The 12,284-nt window shown below is 71.8% G+C and carries 11 protein-coding genes; 4 read left to right on the forward strand and 7 right to left on the reverse strand.

What is annotated here, in order from left to right; genetic code table 11:
• Positions 1–55: 55 nt before the first annotated feature.
• Both VA596_RS04045 and metG read right to left on the reverse strand, forming a co-directional pair.
• Complete coding sequence (locus tag VA596_RS04045; RefSeq protein ID WP_323323723.1) at positions 56–892, reverse strand: TatD family hydrolase; 837 nt, start codon at positions 890–892, stop codon at positions 56–58.
• A 12-nt stretch (positions 893–904) separates the two neighbouring features.
• Positions 905–2,698, reverse strand: a complete 1,794-nt coding sequence (gene metG, locus VA596_RS04050; RefSeq protein WP_323323725.1) for a methionine--tRNA ligase — start codon at positions 2,696–2,698, stop codon at positions 905–907.
• Between the two features lie 166 nt (positions 2,699–2,864).
• On the opposite strand from metG, the gene VA596_RS04055 reads away from it, so the two are divergent.
• Both VA596_RS04055 and VA596_RS04060 read left to right on the forward strand, forming a co-directional pair.
• The gene (locus tag VA596_RS04055; protein WP_323323727.1) at positions 2,865–3,479 is read left to right on the forward strand and encodes a glycoside hydrolase family 25 protein; all 615 of its coding nucleotides are present in this window, start codon (positions 2,865–2,867) and stop codon (positions 3,477–3,479) included.
• Between the two features lie 19 nt (positions 3,480–3,498).
• On the forward strand, positions 3,499–4,746 hold the full coding sequence (locus tag VA596_RS04060; RefSeq protein WP_323323729.1) for an aminodeoxychorismate synthase component I: 1,248 nt from the start codon (positions 3,499–3,501) through the stop codon (positions 4,744–4,746).
• On the opposite strand, the gene VA596_RS04065 is transcribed toward VA596_RS04060, so the two are convergent.
• On the reverse strand, positions 4,723–5,682 hold the full coding sequence (locus VA596_RS04065) for a quinone oxidoreductase family protein (protein ID WP_323323731.1): 960 nt from the start codon (positions 5,680–5,682) through the stop codon (positions 4,723–4,725). The genes VA596_RS04060 and VA596_RS04065 overlap by 24 nt on opposite strands.
• Before the next feature lie 50 nt (positions 5,683–5,732).
• Here VA596_RS04065 and VA596_RS04070 point away from each other — a divergent pair, with 50 nt between their 5' ends.
• Positions 5,733–6,272, forward strand: a complete 540-nt coding sequence (locus VA596_RS04070) for a QsdR family transcriptional regulator (RefSeq protein WP_323323733.1) — start codon at positions 5,733–5,735, stop codon at positions 6,270–6,272.
• Here VA596_RS04070 and VA596_RS04075 read toward each other — a convergent pair.
• The 3 genes from VA596_RS04075 to rsmI form a co-directional block, all read right to left on the reverse strand.
• Complete coding sequence (locus VA596_RS04075; RefSeq protein ID WP_323323735.1) at positions 6,269–8,659, reverse strand: LamG domain-containing protein; 2,391 nt, start codon at positions 8,657–8,659, stop codon at positions 6,269–6,271. The two genes, VA596_RS04070 and VA596_RS04075, sit on opposite strands and share 4 nt — an antisense overlap.
• A 178-nt stretch (positions 8,660–8,837) precedes the next feature.
• A complete protein-coding gene (locus VA596_RS04080; RefSeq protein ID WP_323323737.1) occupies positions 8,838–9,083 on the reverse strand; it encodes a hypothetical protein in 246 nt (81 codons plus the stop codon).
• Positions 9,084–9,087: 4 nt separating this feature from the next.
• The gene (rsmI, locus tag VA596_RS04085; RefSeq protein ID WP_323325637.1) at positions 9,088–9,927 is read right to left on the reverse strand and encodes a 16S rRNA (cytidine(1402)-2'-O)-methyltransferase; all 840 of its coding nucleotides are present in this window, start codon (positions 9,925–9,927) and stop codon (positions 9,088–9,090) included.
• A 79-nt stretch (positions 9,928–10,006) separates the two neighbouring features.
• On the opposite strand from rsmI, the gene VA596_RS04090 reads away from it, so the two are divergent.
• Entirely contained in the window at positions 10,007–11,575 is a 1,569-nt protein-coding gene (locus VA596_RS04090) for a dolichyl-phosphate-mannose--protein mannosyltransferase (RefSeq protein ID WP_323323739.1), read from the forward strand.
• A gap of 1 nt (position 11,576) precedes the next feature.
• On the opposite strand, the gene VA596_RS04095 is transcribed toward VA596_RS04090, so the two are convergent.
• Positions 11,577–12,281 (reverse strand): AraC family transcriptional regulator, encoded by a 705-nt coding sequence (locus VA596_RS04095; RefSeq protein WP_323325639.1) that lies wholly within the window; start codon positions 12,279–12,281, stop codon positions 11,577–11,579.
• Positions 12,282–12,284: the final 3 nt, after the last annotated feature.

Below are 12,284 nucleotides of genomic sequence, written 5' to 3' on the forward strand. Positions count from 1 at the left end.
GATCTGGGTCACTCCATCAGGTGGGCGATCAAGGAACCCGGTTGTCGCAGTGCGTTCAACCCGTTGTGACACTGGGGAGTCGGTAGATCCGCTCGGCAGTGGTCCGGACCGATTCGGCGACTTCGTGGACAGCTTCGCCCCTGAGCGCCGCGAGGTGACGGACGGTGTAGGCGGCGCCGTACGGCTCGTTCGGCCGCCCACGGAACGGGTGGGGGGTCAGAAACGGCGCGTCGGTCTCGACGAGGTAACTGCCCGGCGGGCAGAGCCGCGCCGCCTCGTGGAGCCCCTTCGCGTTCTTGAACGTCACGGTCCCCGCGAACGAAAGGACGTACCCCGCGTCGAGGCAGCGGCGGGCGATTTCCGCGTCGCCGGAAAAACAATGGAAGATTACGGCATTCGGCGCACCCTCTTCGGCCAGAATGCGCAACACGTCCTCGTGGGCCTCGCGGTCGTGGATCATCAGCGGCTTGCCCAGCCGCTTCGCGAGGTCGATGTGCCAGCGGAACGCCTCCTGCTGGGCGTCGCGGGGCGAGTAGTCCCAGTAGTAGTCGAGGCCGGTCTCGCCGACCGCGACGACGCGCTCGGCCGAGGCCAGGCGCTCCACTTCGGACTTCTCGGCGTCGCCGAAGGCCTTGGTGCGGGTCGGGTGGATCGCGACCGCGGCCCACACGCGCGGGTCCCACGTGGCGGCCTCGGCCGCCCAGCGGGCGGACGCGAGGTCGTCCGCGACCGTCACCACGCGCGCGACGCCCGCGCGCTCGGCGCGGTCGACCATGGCCGTGACGTCGGCCGCGGTGACCGCGCCGCACGCGTCGAGGTGGGTGTGCGCGTCCACCACCGATACCGGGAGCCGGTCCGGGACCGGCGGCAGCTCGCGCTTCTCGTCACCCAACTCGCATACCTCTTACTTCGTGATCGGGGCCCACTCGGGGCCGTTCTCCCCGAGTTCCGGGTCGAGCTTCGTGAACAGCGGCGACGGCTTGGCGAGCGGGGTGCCGACCTCGATCGGCTTCGACTCCCACTTCGCCTGCTCCGACGCGTAGTCGCCGGTGAGGATCGGGTTGACCCGCCCGGCGATGTCGAGGTCCTCGACCTCCTTGAGCTCCGGCTGCGCGGCCCAGACGCCGGTGCCGCCGAGGGCCTCGTGGATCTTCTGGGCCGAGTGCGGCAGGAACGGCGTCAGCAGCGTGTTGGCGTCGCTGACGACCTGCAGCGCCGTGTGCAGCACGCTGTCCCGGCGGACCGGGTCGTCCTTGAGCTTCCACGGCTCCTGGTCCGACAGGTACTTGTTCGCCGCCGTGACGACGCGCATCGCCTCGCCGGCCGCCTGCTTGAAGCGCGACCGGGCCAGGTGCGCCCCGACGGTGTCGAACGCCTTGCGGGACAGCGCCTTCAGCTCTTCGTCGGCCGGGGCCGGGGCCTCCGGGCGCGGGATCGAGCCGACGTTCTTGTGCGCCATCGAGATGGACCGGTTGACCAGGTTGCCCCACTCGTTGGCCAGCTCGAAGTTGGTCCGGCGGACGAACTCGTCCCAGGTGAAGTCGGTGTCCTGGGTCTCCGGGCCGGCGACCGAGATGAAGTACCGCAGCGTGTCCGGGCCGAAGTCGCGCAGGAAGTCCTCGACGTAGATGACGCGCCCGCGCGAGGTCGAGAACTTCGAGCCGCTCATGGTGAGGAACTCGCTGGAGACGATCTCGTCCGGCAGGTGCAGCTTGCCGTACTTCCCGGGCTCGCCGCCCTTGTCACCCTCGCCGTTGTGGCCGAACAGCAGCGCCGGCCAGATCTGGGCGTGGAAGGTGATGTTGTCCTTGCCCATGAAGTAGTAGGACCGCGCGTCGGCGTTGTTCCACCACTCCTGCCACGCGTCCGGGTTCCCGGAGCGGCGGGCCCACTCGACACTGGCCGAGAAGTAGCCGATCACCGCGTCGAACCAGACGTAGAACCGCTTCATCGGCTGGTCGCGCCAGCCGTCGAGCGGGATCTTGACGCCCCAGTCGAGGTCGCGGGTGATCGGCCGGGGCCGCATGTCGTCGATCAGGTTCTTGGTGAAGTTGAGGACGTTCGGGCGCCAGTCGGTCTTGGTCGAGAGCCAGTCGCCGAGGGTCTTGGTGAACGCCGGGAGGTCGAGGAAGTAGTGCTCGGTCTCGACGAACTTCGGCGTCTCGCCGTTGATCCGCGACTTCGGGTTGATCAGCTCCGCGGCGTCGAGCTGGTTGCCGCAGTTGTCGCACTGGTCGCCGCGCGCGCCGTCGTACCCGCAGATCGGGCAGGTGCCCTCGACGTAGCGGTCGGGCAGCGTGCGGCCGGTGGACGGGCTGATCGCCCCGCGCGTGGTCTTCGGCACGACGTAGCCGTTGCGGTGCAGCGCCAGGAAGATCTGCTGCGTCACGTCGGCGTGGTTGCCGGTGGTGGTCCGCGTGAACAGGTCGTAGGACAGGCCGAGGCCCTGCAGGTCGTTGCCGATCTGGCGGGTGTACTTGTCGGCGGTCTGCTGGGAGGTGAGGCCTTCCTTGTCGGCCTGGACGGTGATCGGCGTGCCGTGTTCGTCGGTGCCGGACACCATGAGCACCCGGTTGCCGGCCATTCGCTGGTAGCGGGAGAAGACGTCGGACGGGACGCCGAATCCGGACACGTGGCCGATGTGGCGGGGGCCGTTGGCGTAGGGCCAGGCCACCGCAGTCAACACTGGGGTGCTCATACCTTATTAGCCTACGGATGCCGTCCACGGAGTTGTCGGGCGGTACGCGGAGCCGGCCGGCCCGCCACCCGGAGAAGAAAACGCCTGATCAACCCGGTGTGGTGTGACTGCGGGTCGGTCTCCGGCGACGTATGGTGTGCTCTCATCTACGCGCCGGGGGCGGACTGTGACGGAGCCGGAAGCCGAACTCGGCATCTCGCTGTCCCACCGTGAGCGCGTCACCGACTGGCAGGCCGTGCGCGGCGCGCAGGCCCGGTTCGTCTCGGTGACGATCAGCGAGAACGTCAACTGGACCAGCTTGGCCGCGGAGCGGAGCCTCAGCGACGCCCAGGAGGCGGGCCTGCACGTCGGCGGCCGTCATTACGCGCGGCCCGGCGCGGTGCACGACCAGGCCGACCACTTCGTGCGCACCGCGAGCCGGCTCGGCGCGTTCTCGCCCGGCTCGCTGGCGCCGGCGCTGGAGGTGGCGGCGCCGAGCGTCGACGACCGGTTCATCAAGGCGTGGATCAAGTACGTCCGGCACGCGGCGCGGATCGAGCGCGTGCTGATCTACGCCGACTACGACTGCTGGCAGCACCGGCTGCACCCCGACCGCTGGGCCGACTCCGAAGTGGTGCTGTGGCTGATCCGCCACAACGGCATCCCGGGCCGGGCCGGCTGGTTCCACTCGCGGCTCGGGGTGCACCAGCACGCGTGCGCGCCGGACGTGCCGGGCATCGCCGGGCCGGTCGAGCAGAACGCCGTAGTGTATCCGTTCACATTGGGCGACCTGCTGCTCTGACCTGTGGTGGTATGGCGCCATGCGCGTGACGAGCAGGGCACTTCGGACGAACGCGACACCGTCGCGCGCGCTGCTGGCCCTGTCCGCCCGCGGCTTCGCCCCCGCGATGCTGTCGGGTGACTGGTTCGGCTCCCGCGCGGTGCTCGCGCCGTCGCTCACGGTTTCCCCCGGTCCCCCCGCATGGCCCGCTCCGGTGGACGCACCACCGGGCGTCGTCGGCGGGGGCGCGTTCGGGTACCTGGCCTACGACTCGGCGGACCCGTCCGGACGTGCGGGTGCGCTGCCGCCCTCGGCGTGGGGCTGGGCGGACCACGTCCTGCGGTGGTCCGCCTCGGGCGAGTGCTACCTGGAGTCCCTGGACGGCGGCGGGCCGTCGGTGTCCACAATGGAGTCCCTGCTGGCCGCGCCCGCCCCGGCGCTCTCCTGGGAGGCGGGACCGCTCCGGCGTCCGCTGCCGTCGGAACACCGGGACGCGGTGAAGGCGTGCGTGCACGCGATCGAGGCCGGGGAGCTGTTCCAGGCGAACATCTGCAGCCGCTTCACGGGCACGTTCTCGGGGTCGCCCGCCGCGTTGTTCGCGGCCGGGGTGTCCTCGCTGGCGCCCCGCCGCGCGGCCTTCCTGGCGGGTGGCTGGGGGTCGGTGGTCTCGTTCTCGCCGGAACTGTTCCTGGCCCGCCACGGCCGTTCGGCGTCCTCGACGCCGATCAAGGGGACGCTCCCCCGGCGCGGGCCTTCGGACGACGGCAACGCTTTCCTGCTGCGCCAGTCCACAAAGGACGTCGCGGAGAACGTGATGATCACGGACCTGGTCCGCAACGACCTCGGCCGGGTGTGCGAGGTGGGTTCGGTGACGGTGCCGTCGCTGCTGCGGGTGCGCCCGGCGCCGGGGGTGTGGCACCTGGAGTCGACGGTCTCGGGCGTGCTGGGCCCCGCGGTTACCGACGCTTCGCTGCTGGACGCGACGTTCCCACCGGGCTCGGTGACGGGCGCGCCCAAGATCCGGGCCCTGGACCTGATCGCCGCGCTCGAGCCCTGCGCCCGAGGTGTCTACACGGGAGCGATCGGGCTGGCGTCACCCGCGGCCGGGCTGGAGCTGAACGTCGCGATCCGGACGTTCGAGATCGCCGCGGGCGCGATTGCGCTGGGCGTCGGCGGCGGCATCACGGCGGATTCGGACCCGGAGGCGGAGTGGCAGGAGTGCCTCCACAAGGCGGCGCCGCTGGAGGCACTCCTGGCCGGCCCGCTACTTGGCGGGGTCGAGCAGTAGCTTGCCGACCGTGCCGCGGGAGCGCAGGGCCTCGTGCGCGCCGCGGGCGTCCGACAGCGAGTACTCGCCGCCCGGGATCGCGCGCAGCTTGCCCGCGAGGACCAGGTCGAACAGCTCGGTCAACGCCGTACCGAAGACGTTGCCCGGCAGACGGAAGACGTGCGGCAGCCACATGCCGCTGATCGTGGTGCTGTGGCCGAGGACGTTGCGCAGGTCGACCGGCTTCGGCGATTCGCGCCCGGCCATGCCGTAGAACGCCAGCCGGCCGAACGCCGCCAGCGCGGCGATGCTCTGGTCGGTCGTCCGGCCGCCGACCATGTCGAGCACGACGTCGACCCGGCGGCCGCCGTTGGCCTCGAGCAGCGTCGCCGTCATGTCCTCGGCGCGCGAGTCGACCGCGACGTCGGCGCCGAGTTCGAGGGCGAGCGCGCGCTTCTCGTCGTTGCTGGCGGTGGCGATGACACGGCCCGCGCCCCACGCCTTCGCGAGCTGCACGGCAATCGTCCCGACCCCGCCGGCGGCCGCGTGCACGACGACGGACTCGCCCTTCTCCAGGTGGGCGTTCTTGCGCAGCAGCACCCAGGCGGTCGCGCCCTGGACCAGCATGGACAGCGCGGTCAGGTCGTCGATGCCGTCGGGCACCGGGAAGGTGGTCGCCTCGGGCGCGACGGCCTTCTCGGCGTACCCGCCACCCCCGTTGAGCAGGGCGACCACGCGCTCACCGGCCTGGTTGCGCCCGACGACCTCACCACCGGGCACGAGCGGCAGCTTCGACGGCGCGAGGTAGGAGTTCTCGGCCTGGTGGGTGTCGGCGTAGTTGACCCCGATCCGGGCGACGTCGATCAGCACCTCACCGGGCCCGGCGACGGGATCCGGCAGCTCGACCGGCGTGAGGACCTCGGGCCCGCCGAACTCGGTCACCTGCACTGCACGCATGCTGCCGTCCCTCCTGGCTGTTCACTGCTCGATGTGAGACATTCTGACATATGTCTCACTCGGCGGCGTTCGACCTGGCTCGCGACTGGTTCCTGGCCGGCCGGCGCGTGGACATGGGCGAGCTGGCCGAGGCGCTGTCGATCAGCCGCGCGACGTTGCACCGGCGGGTGGGCTCGCGGGACCTCCTGCTCGGGGAGATCCTCTGGTCGCTGTCGGCGACGTCGATCACGCGCCTGCTCCCTTCGTGCGCCGGGCGCGGGGCAGCCGGGATCGCGGACTTCGTGAGCGGGTACGTCCGGTTCGCGAACGACTCACCGCCGTTCCGGGACTTCCTGCGACGGGAGCCGGAGCGTGCCCTGCGGCTGTTGACGACCCGGGCCAGCGTTTGCCAGCGGCGGACGACCGCGGAGCTGGAGTCGCTGCTGGCGGCGGAGGTCACGGCAGGGCGGCTGGTGCCGCCCCTGCCGGTGCCGGATCTGGCCTACCTCCTGGTGCGGATCGGGGAGTCGTTCGTCTACACGGACGTGATCACCGGCGATGCGCCCGACGCCGCGAAGGCGCACGCCGCGGTGACCGCGTTGCTGACCTAGGGGTGGTCGAGGATGGCGTCGACGTTGATGTGCTGCTGGTCGAGCACGCCGCTGTAAACCCGGACGCCGCGCAGGTCGCCGTACCAGTAGTCGCTGTCCTGGCCGTTGAAGCGACCGTGCCCGAGGAAGAGGTCCTCGAGATCGCTCGCGCCGTTCCAGCCGGTGACGTTGCCGACGCACTTCGGGCTGAACTGGAACGCGTCCGTCGTCGCGTACAGGCACGCCTGGTGCGTCACCGCGTCGTACGTCCCGGCGAGGTGCGTCCAGACGCCGGACTCGGCGTTCCCGTCCGGCGTCACCTGGGTCGTCCCCAACGTCCAGCTCAAGCGCGGGCGCCAGGTGCCGTCCGGGTCCTGCACCCCGCGGTAGCCCAGGAGGTACGGCGAGGTGGACGCGCTGTTCGCCCCGAGCGCCGTGCGGCCGGCCTTGTCGACGCCCGCGGGGTCGGACGGGTCGCGCTGCTTCTCCCGCTCGACGTCCGCCGCGGTCCAGGTGTGCTTGACCCACGCTTCGGCGGTGAAGCTCCGGTCGCTGCGGAAGTTCTGCGGGCGCGGCCCTTCGACCTGGGCGCCGCCGTCGAACGGGAAGCGGGCGACGTTCGCGCCGTTATCGTCGGTCGTCAGCTGGAAGCTGCCGCCCGGGGTGGCGGTGACGCCGCTGACGGCGTCCGTCGTGGTGCCGTCGAGCTGGTAGTTCGCCCGCAGCACGGCGGTGTTGGCGAGGTCGGCCACCTCGGCGGCCGGCACCGCGCGGTCCCACACCTGGACCTGGTCGATCGAGCCGGCGAAGGCGCCGATCCGGAACGGGCCGGTCGACCGCCACGCGGTGCCGGCCGGGATCGTCGTCTCCGCGGCGAGCGTGCCGTCGACGTACAGCCGTTCCTTGCCCGCGAGCACGTCGTGCACGCCCGTCAGGTGGGTCCACTTCCCTAGGTGCGGGGCGATGGGCGTCTTCGCCCAGCGCCAGAGGCCCCCGGTGGTGCTCAGCCCGAACGTGAGGCTGTCGGACGTGGCACCGAGGCTGAACGCGCCTCCCTGGGCCGCGAAGGTGTAGCAGCCGGGCTTGTCGAGCTTCACCCAGGCCGAAACCGACAGGGCTCCCGCGGTGTCCACCACCGGGGACGACGTCGCCGCGCCGGTGCCCGCCAGCGCCTGGCCCCGGCCGTGGCCGATCGAGTCGTCGGTCGCGGACCGGCCCGGGGAATCCGAGTAGCCCGGGCCGTAGGCGAGGTTCGTCCCGGTCAACGTGCCGTCGGCGCCGGTGGCGTCGGCCGTGTCACCGTCCAATGTGTACTCGCGGGTGGCGGAAAGTCCCGTCGGGACGCCGTTCTGGTGGTAGAGCGTGGTGACGTCGGCAGCGGACAGAGCGCGTCCGAAGGCCGCCACCTCGTCGATCGACCCGTGGAACAGGTCCGCCCGCGCTCCCGCGGCCAGGCCGCCGCCGAGGACCAGCGGGCCGACCCCGCCCGAAGCCGTGGCCGGAACCGTCTGCTGGGCCTGGCCGTCGACGTACAGCGTCGCCGTGTGCGCCGACGCGTCGTAGACGCCGGTGAGGTGCGTCCAGACGCCCGTCGCCGGAGCCGCCGTCGAGACCGCCGACCGCACGACCGGGTTCGCGACGTCCGAGCCGCTCAGGCTGAACGCCCATTTGCCGGTGTCCAGGTACTGCAGGGCGAACCCGCTCGTCCGGGTGCCGTCCTGGGACAGCACCACCCGGCGCTTGCTCAGGTCGGCCGCGTCGGCCCACGCCGACACCGAGAACGACTTGCCGAGGTCCAGGACCCGCGCGCTCGTCGCCAGGTAGTCGCCGGGCTGGCCGCTCACCGCCGACGCCTGGCCGAGCTTGCCCGGTGCGAAGGGGGCCGAACCGGCACCCGCGTAGCGGAGGCCGGGGAACTGCGAGCGGCTGTCGCCCTCGAACTGCCACGCGGCCACCGGGGCCGCGGCGTCCTTGACCGCGAAGGAGTAGTCGGTCCGCGCCGAGGACGTCTGCGCGCTGTCGCACGCCCACGCGCTCAGCACGTGAAAGCCCGAACTGGCGGGCGTGATGGTCGTGGTGGCGGGACCGCCCGGCACGGCCGGCTTCACCGCGCCGCTCCCGACGCAGTTCTGCGGGGCCGAGTCGTCCAGCCGCCAGATGTAGTGGTCGACCGGGGAGCCCGTGCCGGCCGGCGTGAACGTGAAGTCACCGGGCACGCCCGGGCCGCCGCCGAACGTACCGGCCGGGTACGTCGACGAGGAAACGGAGGGCGCGCCGGGCGCCGTGGTCGCCGCATCGGCCGGACGGGCGAAGGCCGCGGCGGGGATGATCCCGGACGCCACGGCCAGTACGACGAAGAGCCCGCCACGGCCGGATCTCGACCGGGAAGAACGCACAACGGAAGACACGCGGAAACCCCTCCTCCGCGGCCTGGACAGTCCCGGCCGCGCCCACGAGGAACGATCGCCGAAGATCGATTCCGGCGGTAGCGGCCGAACGGCTCAATCTCGATCACGCCCGGCTCGGGTTGCGTGAACAGGACATTTACCCCGGATCGACCGGCGGTAGCTCACCGGCCGGAGCACGTCATCCGGGCGGCCGCGAGGCGCGAATCCGTGCGGCCCCGGCTCGGGCTTCGAGCGCCTCGGCCGCTGCCCGGTGTCGATCCTCCGGGAGGACCAGCAACGGCACCAGCGACTCCAACGCTTCCGCGATCCTCACCCGCCACGCCGCGAAAGCCTCGGTGCCGGGTTCCGCGCCGGGCTTCTCGTCCCGCACCTTCCCCAGCGCACGCAACGCGGCACGCAGCTCGGGCGAGATCGACGAAGGCACCGGCTCACTTCACCTTCCGCGCCGCCAGCACCGCGTCGTAAAGCTCCTTTTTGGACACTCCGCCCGCCTCCGCGACCTCCGCCGCGGCGGACTTCAGGCGCTCGCCCGATGCCACGCGGTCGGCCACCTCGCCCACCAGGTCCGCCACCGAGACCGAGCGCGGCTCGGCGCCCGAGAGGACCACCGTGATCTCGCCGCGCACGCCCTCCTCGGCCCACGAAGCCAACGACGAGAGGGACCCACGCTTCACCTCTTCGTACGTCTTCGTCAGCTCGCGGCAAACCGCGGCCCGCCGGTCCACGCCCAGCACCGAAGCCGCGTCCGCCAGCAACGAGGCCAGCCGGTGCGGGGACTCGAAGAACACCACCGTGCGTGGCTCGTCGCGCAACGACGTGAGCCACTTCGCGCGCTCGCCCGGCTTGCGCGGGGCGAACCCCTCGAAGCAGAAGCGGTCGCACGGCAAACCGGACAAAGCCAGCGCCGTCGTCACCGCCGACGGGCCCGGGAGGCACGTCACCGGGAGGTCCTCTTCGACGCACGCCGCCACCAGCCGGAAGCCCGGATCGGACACACTGGGCATACCGGCGTCCGTCACGAGCACCACGGTCTCGCCCGCGCGTAACGATTCGAGCAACTTGGGCAGGCGAGCCGTCTCGACGTCCTCGTAGAAACTCACCACCCGGCCGCGAGGGGTGACCTCCAGCGCCGCGGCCAGCGACCGGAACCGGCGGGTGTCCTCAGCGGCCACGACGTCGGCCTCGGCCAGCGCCTCCGCCAGGCGCGGCGAGGCGTCGCGGACGTCGCCGAGCGGGGTAGCGGCCAGTACCAGGCGGCCGGTTGTCACCGATGAGCTCACCGGGCCAGCCTAGGCGGGTCGGCGGATCCGGACGACGTACGCCCTGTCCCGCCCGTAGGATCGCCCCGTGACCGCCGTGCTGACCCGTCCCGACGACGAAAGCGTCCGGCCGGGCCCGGTCGAGGCGCTCCGGCCGCCGACCGACCGCGAGACGACCCTGCTCGGCCGCGGCATGCCGGACGACCGGCTGCGCGCCTGGCTCGTGACCATCGTGCTCACCGTGATCGGCGGCATCGTCCGGCTGCAGAACCTCGGCAGCCCGACCGACAAGGGCAGCCCGGTCTTCGACGAGAAGCACTACGTCCCGCAGGCGTGGCAGGTGCTGCGCAACGGCGGTTACGAGGACAACTACGGTTACGAGCTGGTCGTCCACCCGCCGCTGGCGAAGCAGCTGATCGCGATCGGCGAATGGCTGTTCGGCTACAACGGCTGGGGCTGGCGGATCATGCCCGCGCTGGCCGGCACGCTCATCATCTTCCTGACCATCCGCATCGCCCGCCGCCTGACCCGCTCGACGCTGCTCGGCGGCATCGCCGGCATCCTCGTGATCAGCGACGGCGTCCTGCACCTGCAGTCGCGGATGGGCATGCTCGACATCTTCATCGCGCTGTTCGTGCTCGCCGCGTTCGCCTGCCTGCTCGTCGACCGCGACCAGGTGCGCACCCGGCTCGCGACGGCCGTGCGCGAGGGCTGGGTCAACGAGTCGGTGTGGGGGCCCAAGCTCGGCTTCCGCTGGTGGCGGTTCGCGACCGGGCTGATGATCGGGCTCACCTTCGGCGTCAAGTGGTCGGCGCTGTACTACATCGTCGCGTTCGGGCTGCTGTGCGTCGGCTTCGACGTCGCGGCGCGGCGCGCGGCCGGCGTCGAGCGGCCCTGGCTGGGCACGATCCGCCGGGACGTGGCGCCCGCGCTGTGGGCGATCCTGCTGATCCCGCTCGTGATGTACCTCGGCGCGTACTGGGCGTGGTTCGCCAGCGAGACGGCGACCGACCGGCACTACACCGAGATCAAGGACATCGCGCCCGGCGTCTGGGGCTGGATCCCGGCGTCGCTGCGCTCGCTGGGCGACTACTCGGCGAACGTCCTGCACTTCCACGAAACCCTGGTCACGCCCAAGGACAACCCGCACCCGTGGGAGTCGAAGCCCTGGACGTGGCCGATGGGGCTGCGCCCGATGCTCTACAGCTACGACGGCGACGTCACCGGCTGCGGCGAGTCCCGCTGCGTCAGCGCGACGATGCTGATCGGGACGCCGGCGATGTGGTGGCTGGCCATCCCGATGCTCGCCTGGTCGGCGTGGCGCTCGATCTTCCGCGCGGACTGGCGCTACGCCGCCGTCCTCGTCGGCTACCTCGGCGGGTACGTCTTCTGGTACACGAACATCGACCGCCAGATGTACTTCTTCTACGCGACGCCGCTGGCCGCGTTCCTCGTGCTCGGGCTGACGTTGTGCCTGGGCCAGATCCTGGGTAGCGCCCGGCGCGGGTTCGAAAGACGCGGGACCGGTCTGCTCGTCGTCAGCCTGTACGTCGGGCTCGTGGTGGCGAACTTCGCCTGGTTGTGGCCGATCCTGAACGGCATCGCGATCACGAACGGCCAGTGGGAGGCCGAGCGCTGGCTGCCGTCCTGGCGGTAGCTCAGCCCGCGTAGTACGCCCTCGGGGTGACGCCGACCGCGCGCCGGAACGCCGCGCTCGCCGAGCTGTAGCCGACGCGGTGCGCGACCGTTTCCAGCGGCAGTTCCTGAGCCAGCATCGGCAGCGCCGCACGCAGGCGCACCTGGGTGCGCCACGTCCCGAACGGCATCCGGCACTCGCGGGCGAAGATCCGCGCCAGCGTGCGCTCGGCCGCGCCGACGTCCCGGCCGAACTCGGCGAGGCCGCGCGGGTCGGCCGGGTTGGCCAGCACCGCCGCCTCGACGTCCCGGGCCCGCGGGTCGGTGAGTGACGGCACGACGATCGGCACGACGTCGAGCGGTTCCAGCAGGTCGAAGGCCACGGCCTCGGCGCGTAGCCGGGCGTCCGGGGCCACGCCGTCCCCGGTCAGGTACTCCAGCAGCTCGTGCAGCAGCGGCCGGACGGCGACCAGCCGCGGCTCGGGCCACGACACCGGGCTGCGGTCCGGGTGCGCGTAGATCCCGCGCAGCGCGGCCTTGCCGAGCGCACCGGTCCGGTGCCGGACGCCGGCGGGCATCCACAGGGCACGCGTCGGCGGCATGACCCAGCCCGCGTCACCCACCTTGACCGCGATGACCCCGCTGGCCGCCCAGACGAGCTGGTGCAGCTCGTGCCGGTGCCACGGGAACCAGGTGCTCGCGGGCAGCGGCACCTGGCCGAGCAGCATGGC

Origin of the sequence: Amycolatopsis heterodermiae, from assembly GCF_034929455.1 — a bacterium.
Taxonomy (GTDB): Bacteria; Actinomycetota; Actinomycetes; order Mycobacteriales; family Pseudonocardiaceae; genus Amycolatopsis; species Amycolatopsis heterodermiae.